At 46.4% G+C, this 18569-nt stretch carries 18 protein-coding genes, 1 pseudogene and 1 other annotated feature; all 19 genes and pseudogenes read right to left on the bottom strand.

Features of this window, described 5'->3' with window-relative positions:
* Nucleotides 1-899: pseudogene (locus BLW34_RS16900) on the bottom strand (IS3 family transposase); the annotation flags it as partial.
* Nucleotides 506-621, bottom strand: a sequence feature (AL1L pseudoknot). Its footprint overlaps the pseudogene before it by 116 nt.
* A gap of 12 nt (nucleotides 900-911) precedes the next feature.
* Nucleotides 912-1154: a hypothetical protein gene (locus BLW34_RS08715; protein WP_218138818.1), complete on the bottom strand. Its 243-nt coding sequence runs from the start codon at nucleotides 1152-1154 to the stop codon at nucleotides 912-914.
* A gap of 216 nt (nucleotides 1155-1370) precedes the next feature.
* Nucleotides 1371-1571 (bottom strand): hypothetical protein, encoded by a 201-nt coding sequence (locus tag BLW34_RS08720; protein ID WP_090578356.1) that lies wholly within the window; start codon nucleotides 1569-1571, stop codon nucleotides 1371-1373.
* 271 nt (nucleotides 1572-1842) lie between these two features.
* Nucleotides 1843-2073: a reverse transcriptase domain-containing protein gene (locus tag BLW34_RS16430; RefSeq protein WP_218138819.1), complete on the bottom strand. Its 231-nt coding sequence runs from the start codon at nucleotides 2071-2073 to the stop codon at nucleotides 1843-1845.
* A 44-nt stretch (nucleotides 2074-2117) separates the two neighbouring features.
* Nucleotides 2118-2240 (bottom strand): hypothetical protein, encoded by a 123-nt coding sequence (locus tag BLW34_RS16905; RefSeq protein WP_256203704.1) that lies wholly within the window; start codon nucleotides 2238-2240, stop codon nucleotides 2118-2120.
* Nucleotides 2241-2624: 384 nt separating this feature from the next.
* Nucleotides 2625-2864, bottom strand: a complete 240-nt coding sequence (locus BLW34_RS08730; protein ID WP_090578358.1) for a hypothetical protein — start codon at nucleotides 2862-2864, stop codon at nucleotides 2625-2627.
* Between the two features lie 176 nt (nucleotides 2865-3040).
* On the bottom strand, nucleotides 3041-3175 hold the full coding sequence (locus BLW34_RS16910) for a hypothetical protein (RefSeq protein WP_256203705.1): 135 nt from the start codon (nucleotides 3173-3175) through the stop codon (nucleotides 3041-3043).
* Between the two features lie 500 nt (nucleotides 3176-3675).
* Nucleotides 3676-4287, bottom strand: coding sequence for a hypothetical protein (locus BLW34_RS08735; protein ID WP_090542782.1), 612 nt, complete (start codon nucleotides 4285-4287; stop codon nucleotides 3676-3678).
* 328 nt (nucleotides 4288-4615) lie between these two features.
* Nucleotides 4616-5182 (bottom strand): NADPH-dependent FMN reductase, encoded by a 567-nt coding sequence (locus tag BLW34_RS08740; RefSeq protein WP_090578362.1) that lies wholly within the window; start codon nucleotides 5180-5182, stop codon nucleotides 4616-4618.
* 125 nt (nucleotides 5183-5307) lie between these two features.
* A complete protein-coding gene (locus BLW34_RS08745) occupies nucleotides 5308-6810 on the bottom strand; it encodes an aldehyde dehydrogenase family protein (RefSeq protein WP_090578365.1) in 1503 nt (500 codons plus the stop codon).
* 75 nt (nucleotides 6811-6885) lie between these two features.
* Complete coding sequence (locus tag BLW34_RS08750) at nucleotides 6886-7995, bottom strand: NAD(P)-dependent alcohol dehydrogenase (protein WP_218138820.1); 1110 nt, start codon at nucleotides 7993-7995, stop codon at nucleotides 6886-6888.
* A 51-nt stretch (nucleotides 7996-8046) separates the two neighbouring features.
* Nucleotides 8047-9591, bottom strand: coding sequence for an FAD-binding oxidoreductase (locus BLW34_RS08755; RefSeq protein ID WP_090578371.1), 1545 nt, complete (start codon nucleotides 9589-9591; stop codon nucleotides 8047-8049).
* Between the two features lie 14 nt (nucleotides 9592-9605).
* On the bottom strand, nucleotides 9606-10553 hold the full coding sequence (locus BLW34_RS08760) for a hypothetical protein (RefSeq protein ID WP_090578374.1): 948 nt from the start codon (nucleotides 10551-10553) through the stop codon (nucleotides 9606-9608).
* Nucleotides 10554-10566: 13 nt separating this feature from the next.
* A complete protein-coding gene (locus BLW34_RS08765) occupies nucleotides 10567-10896 on the bottom strand; it encodes a c-type cytochrome (protein ID WP_090578377.1) in 330 nt (109 codons plus the stop codon).
* 244 nt (nucleotides 10897-11140) lie between these two features.
* The gene (locus tag BLW34_RS08770) at nucleotides 11141-12991 is read right to left on the bottom strand and encodes an ABC transporter ATP-binding protein (protein WP_090578380.1); all 1851 of its coding nucleotides are present in this window, start codon (nucleotides 12989-12991) and stop codon (nucleotides 11141-11143) included.
* 77 nt (nucleotides 12992-13068) lie between these two features.
* A complete protein-coding gene (locus BLW34_RS08775) occupies nucleotides 13069-14340 on the bottom strand; it encodes a TraB/GumN family protein (RefSeq protein ID WP_256203707.1) in 1272 nt (423 codons plus the stop codon).
* A 602-nt stretch (nucleotides 14341-14942) separates the two neighbouring features.
* On the bottom strand, nucleotides 14943-16322 hold the full coding sequence (locus BLW34_RS08780; protein ID WP_090578385.1) for an L-serine ammonia-lyase: 1380 nt from the start codon (nucleotides 16320-16322) through the stop codon (nucleotides 14943-14945).
* Nucleotides 16323-16613: 291 nt separating this feature from the next.
* Nucleotides 16614-17849, bottom strand: a complete 1236-nt coding sequence (locus BLW34_RS08785) for a dicarboxylate/amino acid:cation symporter (RefSeq protein WP_090578389.1) — start codon at nucleotides 17847-17849, stop codon at nucleotides 16614-16616.
* A gap of 57 nt (nucleotides 17850-17906) precedes the next feature.
* Nucleotides 17907-18323 carry an RDD family protein gene (locus tag BLW34_RS08790; RefSeq protein ID WP_090578393.1) on the bottom strand — a complete coding sequence of 139 codons (417 nt, stop codon included), beginning with the start codon at nucleotides 18321-18323 and terminating at the stop codon, nucleotides 17907-17909.
* Between the last annotated feature and the right edge of the window lie 246 nt (nucleotides 18324-18569).

Genomic DNA, 18569 nt, shown 5'->3' on the forward strand with positions numbered 1-18569 from the left:
GGATTAACCCACTGGTTTCCCGCCGCGCCCACAATGCCTGTTCCCATGCATCGAACACCCAGTCTGTATGCAATGACCGGGTGACCCGCCAGCCGACAATAAATCGTGCAAAAACATCTATAATAAAAGCTACATAAACAAATCCTGTCCACGTTGCCACAAAAGTGATGTCCGCCACCCACAGCTGATTGGGGCGCGTCGCTACAAATTGCCGGTTAACCTTGTCTGTTGGCCGATCAAGCAAGTCATCTGCAATCGTCGTCCAACATTTTTTACCACGCCTGATGCCTTGTATTCCAAGCTTCTTCATCAGCCGTTCGACTGTACAACGGGCAACCCGGATACCTTCACGTATTAATTGCCGCCATACTTTGTTGGCGCCATAAACTTTGAAATTGCTTTCCCATATACGCTGTATATCCCGCTCAAGCGCTTTATCTCGTTTAGTGCGATCGGGTAGCCGGTCAGGATCTCGTTCTCGTGCTTTATGCTCATAGTAACTCGATGGGGCAATCTGAATTTGCCTGCAGATCGGCTCGACCCCGTACTGCTCCTTGTGTTGATCAACAAATATCGCCATCACTTCGGTCGGCGGTCGAGCGCCTTTTCGCAAAATAGGCTGATGCCTTACGCAATATCTCATTTGTCTGCTTCAGTTCACGATTCTCACGTTCCAGTTGTTTGAGTCGCTCACGATCCGAGGTTGACATGCCTGCCCGGATACCCTGATCAGTCTCTGATTGTCGCACCCATTTGCGCAACGTCTCAGCAGTACAACCTATCTTGGAGGCTATCAATTCTAGTGCCGCCCATTGCGGCCCATACTCCCTTTGGTGTTCATACAGCAATCGGACAGCCCGTTCACGAACCTCCGGTGAATATCTTACTGGTTTTTTCATTACTCTATCCTCTCAAGAAATAGAGTCTCCTGTAAACCCGGGGCGATTCAGTATCGCTACCCCCTTTACGGCCGGAGGAAAGTAAGCACCTGATGATAATCTATTCCAAAGTTTATATAAGTTTCCCGATAAGTTCTGTTCAAAATCCTCGAGTGATTCCTGGTCTATACCAGCAGACCCTTTATTGGCTTTGACTAATTTGAACGCTTCCCACACTAATGTCTTGGGAATATCAAATGGTTTTGCTGCCTTCATTATTTCATCCTCCTGCAAGTTGAATAACAAATTTAGCTTGTTTAACACCACCCCTTCGCTCCATTTCCATTACAGAAACTTCCTCACTACTACGAGTAGTCCCCTCACAGTTCTTGGCCTTGGTACTCTTATTCTTGGAATGTCACTTCCTCGAATTTCTTCCTTATCATCCAAGCGACTGCTTCCTGTAGTTCCCTATAAATGCCCGAACTAGACTCACGCCTCCTGCATACCGGACACCACCCACTCAGTAATCAGGTTGCTCGTGGATTCATCCCGCCGCCCCACAAATAGCTGCGGTTTTGATGTCATAAGGGCTTTCCGATGCTTCAACAGAGATTCAGCTTCATTCGTCTTTCTAGTCCATACCTCGCCAGTTTCTATCGTTTCTATCCCCTGACTTTCTTCAACGCTCACGACCACCACCTTTTACAGTAGCCGCTTGAAGTGGTTTGATACCAGCACCTGAACGCCGATATCGGAGGGTCGATTCCTCCATCATTTATAGAGCTTAAGCTCAACATTACGTAAATAACTTTGCATTTGTTGCGCGCCTACAGCGCACTTGGGGCGTACCACGCGTTCGCTCCAGCAATCCGCCCTGTGCAGTTTGCATTGGCGCCTTTAACCAGCGCTTAACGTCCAGCAGCACCCATGGTGTGCTGGCAGTGCTTCTTGACACTATGAGTCAGGATAAGCAGATCGCGCTCAATGTTTTATCAAAGAGCCCTTTGATATCGAATTCGATCACCCAGTCATATTCCCAGCTTCGCCATCTCACCATGGCTATCGCATCAAGCGCTGAGCATCCGGGACGATAACCGTAGGAGTTTCGATGAAACAAGGGATCCAGAACAGGCTCAAGCATTTGCTTGACTGCCGTTTGGGTTACTCTGTCGGCAACTGTCGGTATGCCCAACCGTTTTCACTAATGGAACTTGTCCTTGCCATAGACCTTACTCGTTAACTTTCTTCCTTATCCAACCACCTTGCCGACTGCCTTCCCCAGCTCACTCCGCTGCCGTTTATTCCGGTTACCCCACTTTCGTAGCGCTTTAGGTACTCTTCAGCCGTCCGACGACTCATGGAACTTCGCTTTCCATTTCACTTTCGTTTATAGGATCGCTTATCACAGTGCCACCTGCAAATCCCATGAGCCCTCCTGGGGTCACGCATTGATCTTCCATACTGTGCCCCATCCGCACACACCTTGGTTTGATGGGTGAATGAGAACACCTTCGCCTCCATAGTGCAGGTTCGACCTTGCCCCATCTTTGGCCGACCGGTTCGTCTATAGAATCGCCTCTTCGATTACGGCCCGGTATTTCTCCTCAAAGCCTCCGGATTTCACCTCGCGGCGAACACCCTGTCCTCCAGTACCAGCTACTGATACCGGCCAGTGAGGCATTCCCCCTACTTTCGGATACTGCGCCCCTCATTCGGGCGCAGGAGGGACTTTAACCCTCACGATCAATGCGCTGCCCAGCGCACAATACGAGTTGCTTCGTCCCTTGGTGGCGCAAGGCTACTGCCGGCTTCGCCAGTTTGGCTTGTGCTTTTCGCTTGCCATCGCCACTGAAGGTTCCCGCAGTTCAACGTAAGAGCTCGGATCATGCTGACGCTGCCTCTATGCCGGACACCGCCTGGCCCGTAAGCAGGTAACGGCCAGACTGCTCCCGGAGTAACATCACCCTCCAGTTTTGATGTCATTTGAGTGGCTTCGACACTTGAACAGCAGTTCACGGTTGTTCGTCTTCATTGATCCATACCTGATGCATTAAAGCACCTTTTCCATAACGCTCACGACCCAGGCTCTTGACCAGAGCCGCTCATGGTGGTTTGCAACCTGCCCCTGCAAGCCGAGTGCGAGGGGCCACCCTCATCTCTTACGCCGCTTGCTGCAGCACACTGATATCTCCACCCTGGAGACTCACTTCAACAGTGCGCTTCTTTACATCTGGAAAATTATATGATTTCTGGATATACTTTGTCGCTGGCAATTCCTTCTCTTTATTCAGCATAGGTAACTGAATTATAAAAAATTATAAGAGAACTGCCATTTCCCTTCGTGCATTATTGGGGCTAGCTGCGAGGATGAGAGTTGAGCTGCCAAATCAAGTATGGATAGCTGATATTGCCTACGTGTAATGGAAAACGCTTCGCCTATCTAGCGTAGTATTTCATTCTGTTTGGAATTTAACCCAGACTTTCCATCAGCCTCTCAAGTTTCAATAAAGTCAACAAATTATTCAAACATTCCTCACCGGAGTATTCCTAAAAAATTAAATAATTAAACTCTTAACGGGAAACTCGGGTTTAATTCCATTTCTAAATCAAAAATATGGCTGAGGCGAGCCAATAACAGTATAAACAATACGGAAAAGAAAGACTGGCAAAATAAATTTTGATTTGAAATTGGAATAAGTTGCTGCTAACACGAAGACCTGCTGCAAGGGTAACATAGTAAGCAACGATAACATTCCCATTCAACGAGCTAATTTTTTGCTGCATAATCAGTCGATTATATAGGCGTAATGCGTATTACCCGTGGATCATCTGCGAACTCCAATAACAAACGGCGTACACGAGCCTGCCATGCATTGGCAAATGCGCTGCGCTGCGAATCATCTGCGCGATCTTGTAAAATAGCCATCAAACGTCCACTCTGCTCAGGATCACCTGGTATCAAAGAAACATCGAGCTCTACTGCCACACTTGCACCAGTATCGAGACGTTTGAAGAAAATAGCTTCTCCTTCTCGGCGATCCGCAAAGCTAAGCAATCCTTTACGTTTGAAGTGTCCCTGAATTCCATGAAAGCCATTATCAGCAGCAGCACCAGTTAATAACGTCAGCACTTGCGCTATAACACCTGTGGTGCCTTCATATTCCGGCGCAGGCATATGTACCGCAATTGCGCCGCGTTCGGCAAGCTCATCCGGATAAAGTGCTATTAGCGCAGCACGCCCCATAAGGAATGCGCCAGCAACAGTAGGACAGGAATGGCCCGCTAAACGTACTGCATCGAGGTAATGGTACTCCAGTATGCCGTCACGTGCAGCACCTAACATAGCTGCAAATGGATCACGAGTCTGTACTACAGGTGCCAGTTCATAAAAATCAGGAAAATCCATGTGCTATCACCTCTTCAAATTGATTAAAATAAGTTAGGGATGGGTAGTCAAGTTTGTAAAAATTTGTTGATAAAATTATGAATCAGGGTGGTTACCGTTGATTCAAGCGCATTTGGGTTACTTAGCAGCATTACCAGTAATCATCTATACGAGCAAACGCAATCATAGGGCTTTATCTGCTCATTAGTTACATATCAATCGTGTTGAGCATTTTATCGCTAGCAACGTACGGTATTCCGAGACAAAATAAGTAACGCGCTGATTCGAGGTATTTTAGATTTTTATAGCAAAAGATTAATTAATAAATAAATAGTCGATCAGAATGAGATCATGGTCTCATTGTTTTCAGTGCTTGCGCCCATTTATGCAGCTCGTTGAGCAGTGATGTTCCCGAGTTGATGTGATGATCGCTAGGTGCAAAATTTTTGTTTTCATCAATAAGTGTGGAAACATTTTGAACTGACACTGCCTCTACCATTGGCATCATTTTTAATGTGGTGAAGGTAAGTTTCTCAATCAGAGCAGATCGCAACCCACCTGAAATACCGCCATAACTGACAATCCCAGCAGGTTTATAGTTCCATTCCTTATAAACGTAGTTAAGTGCATTCAGAAGTGATGGTGGCGGACCAAAATTGTATTCTGGAGTAACGAACACATAGGCATCAGCTGCATTTACGCTGGCGGCCCATTTTTTGGTATGTTCATGCTGGTAGCGCTGGTGAATGGGATGTTCCGGCTCATCGTATACTGGGAGATTAAATTCTGCGAGATCGATCAGTGAGACTTGAAATTTGTTATGTTGCATTGCGACTCCATGGAACCACTTGGCAACGTGAAGCCCGACACGACCAGGCCGGGTACTGCAAATAATAATATGGAGGTTAAGGGTCAAAACTTTTCCTTATAAAAGAATTAATATTCAGACTGAATGAAATACGAAAGCAGCTTGCGGGTAACTGCAATCTTTCTGCTATAGCTGTCCTATTTCTATCACCATGCTTACGGCTCAGTTCCAGATTATGTAATGACTCGCGCATCGAAAGGATAGCGACGCGGTATATGTTGGACAGTTATCCATTGATCGGTAGTAAATGCGGCTACCGCCCAAATACCATTGAATCTACCAATACCAGAATTCTTTTCGCCACCGAAGGGGTTATAAGGCAAATCATTCACCGGTTGATCATTGACATGCGCCATGCCTGCCTCGATTTTCTGTGCAAAGCGAAAACCACGCTCGACATCGCGCGTAAATACAGCAGCAGCAAGCCCAAGCTCTGTGTCGTTGGCGATATTCAGCGCATCTTCTTCATTGCGTGCACGTAGGATTGGTGCAATTGGGCCGAATGATTCCGTTTGTGCCAATGGCATCTGATTCGTTACTTGGGAAAATATATGAGGAGGGAGAATAAGGCCTTGAGCTTCACCGCCGACGACTTGGTTTGCCCCAGCTGAAATAGCTTCCTGGATTCGGCTACGGAGACCATTTAACTGGGATTCATTAATAATGGGTCCGATCATGGTATCAGGCGCGTTCGGATCACCCACTTTCAATTGGCGTACCCGATCGGCAAAGCGCTCCAGGAACTCATCGTGAGCACGGTCATCGATAATGAAGCGATTAACGCTCATGCAGGTCTGGCCTTGGTGTAGAAACTTACCAAACACTGCGGCTTCTACTGCCTGTTCCAGATCAGCATCATCCAGCACTACGAAGGGACCATTACCGCCCAACTCTAGTTCAAGTCGTTTCAGAGTGGGTCCCTCAGCTGCCAGTCTTGCGATATTGCGGCCAACTGGGGTTGAACCAGTAAACGATATGACGCGAGGAATGGGGTGGGTAACAAAGGCATCGCCAATCTCGCTCCCTGCACCAACAATCACGCTGAATACACCGGGAGGAAGTCCAGCTTCCTCCAGAATTTTAGCCAACAGCAACCCGCCCGTTACAGGGGTGTCACTGGCTGGCTTGACGACAACGGCATTGCCAACCGCGAGTGCGGGCGCCACAGAACGGACGGTAAGCTGCATAGGCCAATTCCAGGGACTGATCACGCCGACGACACCCACAGGTTTGCGGTACACCCGGCTTTCCTTGCCGGAAATATCAACCGGAAGAATCCGGCCTTCCACCAGGTAAGGCAGAGTAGCTGCTTCCAGCAATACGCCATGCACGGCATTCCATTCCAGATTGGCTTTGATGCGCGTTCCGCCAGATTCATGAATCAGCCATGACACGATCTCTTCACGACGTGCTTCCATGATTTGTGCCGCGTGACGCATGACTGCTGCCCGGTCACCCGGCAGTAATGCCGCCCAACCAGGCTGTAGGACAGCGGCACTACGGAATGCCTCATCCATGTCATCACGATTGGCATGTGGAATCTCGACCAGAACATTTGCATCATAAGGATTAAGGTCTCGCAGAATCTTCTCTCCATTGCCGTGGCGCCATTTGCCACTTATGGGTAGTTGATCGAAGTTTGAGTAGGGTGACAGAGATTGTTTACTTTCTTTCATAACGCATTCTCCATTTTTGTTTTACTCGTAAATTATCTGGTTGAAATTTTTACGGAATGAAGTTTATGAATCTTGCTACAGCCGGATAATCGGTTTAATGGCGATGCCTTTCTCACTGTCTTCTGCCGCCTGATTGATTTGATCGAGGGAATAAAACTTCACCAGCTTGTCGAAAGGAAATCTTCCCTGTTTATAAAGCTCAACGAGTGCTGGAATAAAAAGATCCGGCTTACTATCGCCTTCAATGATTCCGATGATACGCTTCCCTGTCGTCATCACCCCGTTCACATCGAAACTCGCTTCAGTGCCTAAGGCCGGTGCGCCGACAATACCGCACGTTCCTCGGGTAGATAACGCATCAATGGCTTGACGCAATACGGCTGGTCGTCCGCTCGATTCCAGTGTGAAATCAGCACCTCCGCCCGTTATTTTGCGGACAGTCTCAACGGGATCGGCGTCGTGACTATTGATTGTATGGGTTGCACCAAGTTCCATAGCCAACGTCAACCGCGATGGCACCACGTCTATAGCAATAATGGTGGCAGCGCCTGCGATGCGCGCAGCCATCACGGCACTCAATCCTACTGCGCCGCCGCCGAAGGCTATAAAACTGCTGCCCGGACTGACTTTTAATGCATTTATAACTGCTCCGGCGCCAGTCTGAATGCCACAGCCAAGTGGCCCGAGCAGCTCCAAGGGCGCATCTTTGGGTACTTTGATGACGTTGCGTTCATGTGCTAGCGCAAATGTGCCAAACGATGATTGCCCAAAGAAATGGTCGTGAATCAACTCTGGTGTATTGCCTGTTCCATAGGTTGACGTACTGCCGTCTTCGCGTCCGCCACCAAAATTCAGTGCATAAAAACACTCGCAATAAGTCAAATCGCCACGTAAACAGGACTTGCAGTGACCGCACCACATGTAAGTCAACACAACATGATCACCAACAGCTACTTTTTTTACGTTGCTGCCAATCTGTTCGACCACCCCTGAGCCTTCGTGCCCCAGCACCACCGGCAGGGGTACTTCATAGAGCTGGTCGCGCGCGACCATGTCGGTATGACACATACCCGTTGCTACGATCCGAATCCGCACTTCATCGGAGCGTGGCTCATCCTGCACCAGCTCTTCGATGTGAAAAGGCCCGCCTTTCTGACGGACAACAGCTGCCTTGATTGTTCTCACTTGTACCTCCGATTTGGAAATTGTCATTTCCTGTTCAAAGTCAAAATGAAACTAGCGAATACCCGATTTTCCCGGCGCAAGAATTCCATTGGGATCCAGCGCTTCTTTAAGTGTCTTGTGAATATTCCGCTGTACTGGACCATAGGTCTCAGCGACTTTATCCATAAAAGCCGTATTGACGCGATAAGTTCCATATCCTCGCGCAGAGAATTCGGTCAGCAATTCATCAAAGCACTGGTAAGCCGCTTTCGTCTGCTCAGGATCAGTTTTATCGTACAGCACGTCAACAATATGATGCATATCGCGCATCCCAACGATGAATTCGCCGGAATAATCTAGTCCGTACTTGGCCAGTATCTGCTTGGTCAGAGCCATTTGTTTGAGGGTTTCACTGCCGCGCGCTTGAGAGACGGGCGCAAACCACATCGACCCACCACCTCCCCGCCAGTTATACAAGGAAAATTCCGTGAGCGTCATTTCTCCCCGCATGAGCTTAGCCCGGTAAGTAAATGCAGGATCATCTGCCGCTTCTTGTTCCGTCAGGATCTTTGCTTTGCCAGATTGACCGAATGCTTGTGTTACGATCTTCCAATTCACATCAATCTGCTCTTGGGTTCCATAGAGGGCTGCATACACGTTCCAGATTCCCAATTTGTGATCCTTGGTGATCTTGCGAACCGCTTCATCTGGGATTGATCCGGATCCGGACACGTAATCACTACGCCGTGCCTTTACGGGTGCCTCATATAGCGCATGGGCGATGACAACAGCGTTGGGAATCACACCGCTAATGCGCAGCGGACGAATCGTCTCCACGATTTCCACAATATCTTCTTCATGTTCGTATTGAATGGCGAACGGCTTGAATGCTGGGGGTTCTGGCATGAGCCAGAAGCCGAATTTAGTGACGATGCCATAGTTGGATTGTGTAAAAATGCCATCCAGGTAAGGACCATACCCCCACTTGAATACCTGCCAGGTGTTGGAATTGGGCATCGAACCCATGCCAGTGCGTAATACTTCGCCATTTGCCAGCACAACTTCCATGCCGCAAGCAAATAGGAAATGTTCGCCATATGGTGTATAGCCAACGCCGCGATCTAGCGTATTACCAACCGGCCCCGCAATGGCGGAAGGCGCAGGCATCGATAGCCATAAGCCCAGTTTGTGTTCTTTAATGTAGTCGTAGAGTTGTTGATAGGTTACGCCCGGCTCGACCAGGGCATAGGCTAAATCCTTATCGACTTCGAGAATGCGGTTCATGCGCTTGAGATCAAGCACGACCTGACCACGTTCTGCAGGTGCTGCGGCACCATAGCCCAGATTTTTTCCGGTAGAAATCGTCCAGATCGGCACCTTGTATTGATTACAGATCGCAACAATTTTCTGGATCTGCTCGACTGTTGTCGCCAGGAGGGCTGCGGAAGGCGTATGCTCTGCATCGGGCACCGGCATCATGGTCTTAATATAGGGAGCCAGTTGTTCTGCGCTGATAAGCACAGCTGTGTCACCGAGTGCACTGCGAAAACTGCTGATGGCGGCATCAAATGCTTTCTCGGATACCCCTTTTGGCAACGCGATATATTTATTGGTCATTCTGTGTTTTCTCCCTATACGTCTATTACAAACGACACGAAATGTTTTCCCGATAACTCTTGATTATTCCGATTGCGCTGACTTGGTCGATGTACGAATGCGCGAGCGGAACAAGATTCTTGATTCGTCCCCAAACCAAGTGCGGTAGCAACAACAGCATAACCGGTGGTCTCTATCCAGTTCTCTAACTGAGGATGTTTAATGGCTGCATCATTCGCTGTTTTATCTTCATAGGTCTGGAATTTATCTACTCGAGGGAGTACGGATCCCCAATTTTCTGCTCCCTTCCAGCCAACTAATTGACTGGCTTCTATCAGAGAGATTCCGGCACAATGTAAATAAGTTGTTGGCTGCTCAGACAGCCTATAAGACAAAAATCCCGATATTGATGAACCTTTTATTACGCCATCACCAACCGATTCTCCAAGAAAATTTTCGACGATAGAAAAATTATGCTGGTTTGGAATAAGCTCAGATGCTAGCAATCCTCCAGCACTGTACGCGGGTGACGCGGTAGCCCACACATGACGCAGAGGAAAGGAGATGTCATTGCCGGAAGAAAAAGAGTGTGAGCCAAGTGAAAGTAGACGGCCTTCAAAATTTCGCACCAACTCAGTGAATATGGCTGCGCTGGCATCGTCCATGACGGCAATCCAACGAATATTGCGGGATTGTGTCAATAGTTCAGCCACTCTTAGAGGATTGGTTAATAGTTCATCTTCTAATCTTATTATCGGTAATGTGCCTTGACGGTAATTTGTATAGCTAGTGCAAGCGGCATAAGCGCCTCTGGCAAATGCTTCGTCTATTGTTGTGTTTCCCAGCAATAGCTGGCAATTTCGGGTACTCCCAGAGGGAGATTGGCTAATGGATACTGCTTGAGTGATGCCAGGAGTGCCGAGGGCCAACAAGGTTCCTCCAGTAAGCATACCTTTGATGAGGCTACGTCGAGTTTCATCCATGGGATGGGCCTCCTTAGTGCTTAGCTTCTTTTTTTGAAATAAAATCCGCCAATTTTACTAATGATTCATCATCGATTTCTGAAGAACGAAAGGCTGGCATGGCTCGGCTTCCGTTGCGAACTACTGTGCGGATATACCCGGTAGGAAGCTCACGATTGCGAATAGGCGGTCCAACATGTGCTTCGTGACAATAAGCGCAAATCTTGGCATAGATTTCTGCACCATCCTTCCATACGAATCCACGACCAGGAATTTCCTCCGGTGCTGACCATGCATTGCTCGCCGCGAAAGCGATTGCGAGTATGAAACCAGATGCTATGTTTTCCAATTTTGTTTTTTTCATACTGACCCTCCGAAGAATCTCAGCTAGATATTGAACTGGCATACTTTGCGCACTTTATCCAAAGACGAGCTTGTTTTTGTCTATAGAAGCTCTAGGCAGAGTATCAGAGTTTCTTACATTATCAAAGTACTCTGTCTGACTTTTTTACCTGGAGACGGATCAATCCTCGCACCCGGTAAATATTTTATGATTATCTTCCTGAAATTTACGAGAGAATATAAAGAGCATTGAAATATATTCTTTTCTATTCATTCAAATGCCCAAGAAATCCTCCCGATTGATGATTCCAGAGCGTTGCATAGAGCTGATTATGAGAAAGTAATTCTGCGTGACGGCCTTGTTCAACGATACGCCCTTTGTCCAATACAATGAGTCGATCCATTGCTGCGATAGTGGATAAGCGGTGGGCGATCGCGATAACTGTTTTACCCTGCATGAGTTGATATAGATTTTGTTGAATACTCGCCTCCACGCCTGAATCGAGAGCAGATGTCGCTTCATCCAGAATCAGGATCGGGGCATTCTTCAATAATACCCTGGCAATCGCGATACGCTGACGTTGGCCTCCTGAAAGATTAACGCCGCGCTCACCGACGAACGCATCATAGCTTTCTCGGCCGTTACTATCCACAAGGGCCTGAATGAATTCATGAGCATGAGCAAGTTTTGCGGCTTCAAGCATCTGTGCTTCAGTCGCATCAGGCTTACCGAATAGTATATTGTCGCGAATGGATCGGTGAAGCAATGAAGTATCTTGGGTAACGATACCTATATTGGCACGCAGGCTATCTTGAGTAACTTGGCGAATATTCTGCCCATCGATCTGGATATTGCCTTGCTGAACATCATAAAAACGTAATAACAGGCTAATCAAGGTGGACTTGCCAGCGCCTGAACGTCCGACAATACCGACTTTTTCACCAGCGGCAATATGCAAATCAAGGTTATTAAATACCTGCTCGCTTTGCTTCTGATCTATTCGATTGTAGACGAATCCGATGTGGTTGAAATCAATAGCACCAGATTTCACTTTCAACGGAATAGCATTGGGAGCATCCACGACGGTCTGTGGTTCTGATATCGTATTTATGCTATCGTGGACAATCCCAATATTTTCGAATAGCGCGCTGATTTCCCACATGATCCAGTGTGACATGCCGGTTAGGCGTATCGCAAGGCTCAGGGCGATTGCGATGGCCCCTGTGCTGACATTTCCGTTAATCCATAAATAAATTCCCAGCGCGCCAACACTGAATACCAGCAGCATGTTACTGCCCCATACACATCCAAGCAGCTTGGTAACCAGGCGCATTTGCGGGTGAACGGTGGTCAGGAAATTTTCCATGCTTGTTTTTGCATACTCAGACTCGCGCTGATTGTGTGAGAATAACTTGAGTGTCAAGATATTTGTATAACTATCCACAATGCGACCGGTCATGGTAGAACGTGCATCAGCCTGCAGTTCAGAGATTTGTTTTAATTTTGGAATGAAGTAATACAATATGGTTGAATACACAGCCAGCCAGATGAGCAATGGGATGCACAAATGAGGATCAGCATTCACAACGAGAAATAAAGTGGTGATGAGGTACACACTAATGAAAAGCATCACATCGAGTGTTTTCATGACAGTTTCGCGTACAGCCAGCGCTGTTTGCATGACTTTGGTTGCAATGCGACCGCTAAATTCATTTTGAAAAAAAGCATAGCTTTGATTGAGCAGATAGCGATGGGCTTGCCAGCGCACTATCATAGGAAAATTACCCATTAAGCTTTGATACATAATCAGTGAATGGAGTAAAACCAGAATGGGCATCAGTAGCAGTATAAACAGCGATAAGCCAATCAATGAGAGCATTTCTTCTTCCAGGAAACTCTGGGGATCTTTTTCAGCCAGCCAATCGATAATCTTTCCCAGAATGCCATAGAGCATGGCTTCACCGATGGCGACACAGATGGTGAGGATCGCCATCAACAGCAAATAGGGCTCGATTCCTCGGGTATAGTGGCGACAGAACTGGTACAAACCCTTAGGCGGTTCAGTGGGATGTTCAGGTGGGAAGGGATTGATTAGGCGTTCAAAGTAGTCGAGCATAGAGCATTCTGCGGAGGGGAGATGCTGGAGCAATGTGTTAGGATTATTATCTTATGCCCAAAGGATCTCTTCTAATATCAGCTACCACTGATTCGTTCAAATATTCTGAATCCAGCTATATAAGTCCCCATGGCAGAGCCAAACGATGAGAGTATGAAAATAAGCAGAATTCGTGTGACTTGATTGTGCCACCACCCTTTCAGACTAGTGGTATCACTTCTAAGGCGACTAAAATCACCTACTTTAGGTTTACGTAAATAAGTCTCTGCTAGCGCTGTAAACATTCCAACCCCTGTCATAGGATCAAGGGAGGTAATTGGGGAAGCCAGAAAGGCAGTTAAAATCGTGAGTGGATGAGCGAATGCAATCGCAGCACCTAATGCAGACAATCCACCATGTATGAGTATCCAATCGACTACCATTGCCATACCGATATCAGGGCTACGCATAAATCCTATCGTAAATCCAGTCAGAACCAATGCCACGATGATCCATGGCAGAAATTTAAGCCAGTTTGTGGATTCTGGAATGGTGTCAAGCTGCTGGATGGTTTCATCCGGATCGTTGATACTGCGGGTCTTCAGGATTTGTTCAATTCCTTTCATGTGCCCAGCGCCAACGACAGCAAGAGTATGCTGATAGTTATTCTCCACACTTTCCTTTAACAAGCGGGCGGACATGTATTCATCACGTTCACTAATCAGGGGTTTAAATAAGTGCTTTTCGTTTTCTGAAAACTGTGAAAAAGCACTCTCCAGCACATCACCTTCTTTCAATCGTTCGATTTCTGCAGCACTCACTGATTCCCGAGAGATAATACTGGCTAGCAAACCACTGTATAACTCCATACGTCTCCACCACGGCACATTGTGGTAAATACGTTTAAGAGTAGTTCCAATCTCTCTATCAATCAGTAAAATCGGTAATTTGGCTTCCGTTGCGTCTTTAATAGCAGTTCGCATTTCTGCGCCCGGCTCGACCCCTAACCGTTCGGCCATACGTTGCTGAAAAGCGCCTAATGCCAGACTGGCAGCAACCATACTCGCTTGGCCTTTTTTAATAACTTGGAAGAGATCCATCCTTGTTAATAGATCAGGATTGACAATTGCTTTATGACGGCTTGGGCATAACTCAACAGCAACGGCATCAAACTCACCCGTAGCAATTAATTCTTTCACTTTATCTGCACTCGCTTGAGAAACATGGGCGGTACCGAGGATCGTGATTTTGTGACCATCAACTTCAAAAGTTTTAATTGGTTCTGTCTCAGTCCCTTTTTTTATTTTTGCAGATGATGTTATATGCTCTTGCTTTAATTCAGGCATGGGTTGATTAGTTTTATCGATCAAGGCTTAAGGAAAAATTGTTCTGACTGGCGAGTATGACTAATTTAATCTTGGTATCTAACGTTAAAAGTCTTTATTCATTCAGAATATCCAGAAAAACCCTGAATAAGTCGCCGCGCGGAATGAAGTGCAAAGCAGACGGGGCACAGGAAACGAAACATATTAGATAGATAGGCAAGTTTTTGAGCATCGCCTAACGCAGCTATTCTCTTGCGTAGGCACTTATTCAGGATTCCCTCGTAATAAATAAGCAGTATAGCCGATATGGCAGGCAGTGAGTACTTCACCTTCAATTCTTGTTGGTATGTACCGTGCTATGACGAATACTAACAGTTATTGAAGAAATGCAATCAGCGAAAAAGAGGGGCGAAGAAACGTTGTTGTACTGTGAAGCGTACCTGCTCAGTGCGCATGACAGGTCAACTGGAAGTCATGGCATGCAGTCGCATCGACAAAGCACAATTGACCTACTTCATCAAATCTCTCAACCTGATCGGACTATGATTATAGTGTAAGAAAGCTGGCCACCTACTCCATTAGCCCCATCTCCCAAGCAAGACTAATCTTCTGGACACCAGAATGTTTTCAGCCCTACCCAGAACTAATCAGCATTCAGTAATGCTGACTGCCAAACCACCCAACGATGTTTCCTTATATTTGTGTGACATTTCTAGGCCAGTTTGTTTCATCGCTGCAATACAATTATCTAACGGCATGAAATGCTCACCCGTTCCCCGGCGCGCCAGCGCTGCGGCTGTATGGGCTTTAATGGCACCAAATCCATTGCGCTCGATGCACGGAACTTGAACTAAGCCACCCACAGGATCACAGGTCATCCCCAAATGATGCTCAAGTGCAATTTCTGCCGCATTTTCTATTTGCTTTACAGTACCTCCCTGTGCCGCACATAGGCCCGCCGCGGCCATCGCAGCAGCAGATCCTACTTCTCCCTGACAACCCACTTCTGCGCCGGATATAGAACTACGGTGTTTGATGATGCCACCAATGGCTGCAGCAGTCAGTAAGAAATCCCTTACATTCTCAATGCTGCCATTTTCATGCTTTACCATGTAATACAGAACGGCCGGAATAACGCCTGCTGCCCCATTAGTGGGAGCAGTCACTACCATGTGGCCTGCTGCATTTTCTTCATTTACGGCCATTGCGTATGCGCATAACCAATCATTCAAAGTCGTTTTTCCAGGATCTTGATGAAGTTGATTAAAGAGTGTTTTAGCCCGACGAGATACCTTAAGACCACCAGGTAGCTGCCCCTCTGCTGTTAAACCATTTTCAATGCAACGTTGCATGGCATGCCAAATTTTGTCTAACCCCTCATCAAGCTCATTGGCAGATAGTTTCATCAGTTCATTAGCACGTTTCATGTCTGCAATCGAATAATTACTTTGCTGAGACATTTGTAACATGCTCCGTGCTGAATCAAATGGAAAGGGGAAAGATTTAGCTGATTCCATTCTCAAGGGAGCACTTAGCTGATTAATTTCAGCAAGCGTATTAATAAATCCCCCACCGATTGAAAAGTAGGTTTCAGTCAGTAAGATTTCTTCGTTCTCATCAAGAAGCGTATAAACCATACCATTTGGGTGCTGAGGTAATGTTTCATTTCTATCAAAAATAATGTCATTATCCGGATTAAATGTGATAGCTGCACCATTATCTAGCATAATGGAATGCGTAACCCATAGCTTTGCAATTAATGCATTGACGTCCTGCACAGACAATGCTTCTGGAGTATAGCCGTGAAGCCCCAATACAACAGCCCGGTCTGTTGCATGACCCTTGCCGGTAAAAGCCAAAGAGCCTTTAAGCACGCAGCGAACATGCATGACTTTGTTGCTTGGCGAGGCTACGACAAACTGATTAATGCGGCCGCGAAAATCGTTGGCAGCCATCATCGGCCCCATAGTGTGGGAGCTAGAAGGGCCAATTCCGATTTTAAAGAGATTAAGAACACTGATGAACATGAGTCAAGCCTTATGCGAATTGAACTAAAGCGCCTAAAATAGATATCAAATGGCTCTGAGATTTCCGAGAATAGAGATGGTTCCTTTGTTACCTCATTATAGTATGGATATTGCAACTAACTTCATGAAATCGATAGCCATGCCTTATTGGTTGTAAGGCTGACCAACGAATTTATCGCTCACCATAAACCAATTCGAAACCGTTTATTTGGCCAAAAGCGCTTGCGGCATCTTGCAGTGGGTGATTCGTGCCAACAGCAACTTAAGTTTCAAATAGAATGAAACACGGCGCTAGGGGCTTTTTATCCACTTCTGTACGACTAGACTGCCAATCATGTCCCCCTCGACATTGACCATGGTACGAAAAGTATCTAACAAACGATCAATAGGAAGCAGAATAGCGATCGCCTCGGCTGGCAAACCTACTGATTGCAGCACCATCACCATCGTCACCATCCCTGCACTGGGAATGCCAGGTGCACCGATAGCCGCAAGCATAGCGGTTAAAAAAACAATCAGTTGTTGCGTGAGATCAAGTTCAACACCAACGAGATTGGCAATAAACAGAGCAGCGACGGCTTCATACAATGCAGTGCCATCCATGTTGATGGTGGTTCCCAGCGGCACGACAAAACCTGCCACATCAGGCTCAACATGCAAGTGCTGTTCCACGCAACGCAAAGTAACAGGCATCGTTGCCGCACTGGAACTCGTTGCGAAAGCAGTAATCAATGCCTCGCGCGCGCCCTTCCAGAATCTGAGAGGTGTCATCCTAGTCGTTAGATAGAGTGCAAGAGGTAGGATAACTAAACCATGGAATAAAGTTGCACCGATAACAATCACAATAAATTTAATTAGTGTAGTAAGCAGTGTAATATCCTGAGCAACGATCAATTGCAGTAGCAATGCCATAATACCTAGCGGGGCAAGGCGCATGATCCACCCTACCAGCATCAGTATCAATTCTAAAAATTCCTTCATCAGAATGAGAATGTTGCGATAACGCTCCCCACCCACCACCATGGCAATTCCAAGCAGCAATGCAAAAATTACGATAGCAAGAATGTGACCCTCAGCAAGCGCTGCTAACGGATTCATGAATAGCGAATGCAGAAAATGAGCAAAAAAATCGCGCAAAGACATCTGCTTGGCTTCAAAGCCTTGCATGGCATCCTGAAACATCGCAATCTGAAGCCCTTCTCCGGGCCGGAATACATTAGCTACTGTCAAACCAAGCATAATAGCCAATATCATAGTCAATGCAAAAAAACTGAGGGTGGCTAGCCATACCCGGTTTATCTGTTGATGCGCGCGTAAATTCGCCACACCGACAACAATGGAGGTAAACACCAATGGAACAAGTACCATTTTCAATAAATCGATAAACAAAGTACTGATCAAATTAGCGATATACAAACTATTCTGGGAAATGGAGGAATCTCGATCTAACATGACAAGCCCCAGACCCAACAAAATACCAGCCAATGTACCCACTAGGATTTGCATATTGAGTGATATTTTCAGCATGGAAACTCCTGGCTTGTCGTTGGATGTAATACGAAGAAATTTAAATCGACTTCAATTTCAGTTTTCTACTTTTATAATACGTGTTCCGGCAAGCCGGTCGTGCAGAAACTGCCGATCACGATCAAACAACGCCCATATAATTCCAAAGCCGAAGAAAGTGATGCCAATTACGGCGAAGAGGTAACGTGTAATAGCCTGGCAAGTATCGAGCTTATTTCCATCAACTGTTACCACACGCAGTTTCCAGGTCTGCATGGCCAAAGTTTGCCCACCGTGCGTCCAGAACCAGATAAAATAAATTCCTCCAACAAACAACAGGTAGAACTGAAATAGTGGTTTGAAATACACTGCGGTGGTATCACGAAACACAAAATGAAAAATAAAACTGGCAATAAACCAGACTGCAAGTAACAGCAGAAATTCATAAAGTATGCTTAATGCGCGCCGCCAGAATCGAGGAATTGAGTTCGTCATGAAAGATTATATAGGCCACACACATTGTGGTAACCTTTTCCGAGATTAATAAGAAAAGCCTTCTAAAGTGGCACATTGTAAGACATTCTATATGGCCATTTCATTTTTACATCAGAAACAGATTGGATTGTTTAACTTCTTCCGAATATAAGAAATTCTCTATTAACAATGATTGATAATTATTATCGTTTGCGTTAATATTTTTATAGTTAATAATCTAAACCTTTTAGGTTATTGCAGATACGA

The organism is Nitrosomonas sp. Nm58 (assembly GCF_900107335.1).
Lineage (GTDB): Bacteria > Pseudomonadota > Gammaproteobacteria > Burkholderiales > Nitrosomonadaceae > Nitrosomonas.

Coding starts and splice junctions, on each gene's coding strand:
- BLW34_RS08715 (WP_218138818.1), bottom strand. CDS start 1,154: ATGAAGGCAGCAAAACCATTTGATATTCCCAAGACATTAGTGTGGGAA.
- BLW34_RS16905 (WP_256203704.1), bottom strand. CDS start 2,240: ATGAGTCGTCGGACGGCTGAAGAGTACCTAAAGCGCTACGAAAGTGGG.
- BLW34_RS08730 (WP_090578358.1), bottom strand. CDS start 2,864: ATGACATCAAAACTGGAGGGTGATGTTACTCCGGGAGCAGTCTGGCCG.
- BLW34_RS16910 (WP_256203705.1), bottom strand. CDS start 3,175: ATGCTGAATAAAGAGAAGGAATTGCCAGCGACAAAGTATATCCAGAAA.
- BLW34_RS08735 (WP_090542782.1), bottom strand. CDS start 4,287: ATGGATTTTCCTGATTTTTATGAACTGGCACCTGTAGTACAGACTCGT.
- BLW34_RS08745 (WP_090578365.1), bottom strand. CDS start 6,810: ATGAAAGAAAGTAAACAATCTCTGTCACCCTACTCAAACTTCGATCAA.
- BLW34_RS08755 (WP_090578371.1), bottom strand. CDS start 9,591: ATGACCAATAAATATATCGCGTTGCCAAAAGGGGTATCCGAGAAAGCA.
- BLW34_RS08760 (WP_090578374.1), bottom strand. CDS start 10,553: ATGGATGAAACTCGACGTAGCCTCATCAAAGGTATGCTTACTGGAGGA.
- BLW34_RS08765 (WP_090578377.1), bottom strand. CDS start 10,896: ATGAAAAAAACAAAATTGGAAAACATAGCATCTGGTTTCATACTCGCA.
- BLW34_RS08770 (WP_090578380.1), bottom strand. CDS start 12,991: ATGCTCGACTACTTTGAACGCCTAATCAATCCCTTCCCACCTGAACAT.
- BLW34_RS08780 (WP_090578385.1), bottom strand. CDS start 16,322: ATGTTCATCAGTGTTCTTAATCTCTTTAAAATCGGAATTGGCCCTTCT.
- BLW34_RS08785 (WP_090578389.1), bottom strand. CDS start 17,849: ATGCTGAAAATATCACTCAATATGCAAATCCTAGTGGGTACATTGGCT.
- BLW34_RS08790 (WP_090578393.1), bottom strand. CDS start 18,323: ATGACGAACTCAATTCCTCGATTCTGGCGGCGCGCATTAAGCATACTT.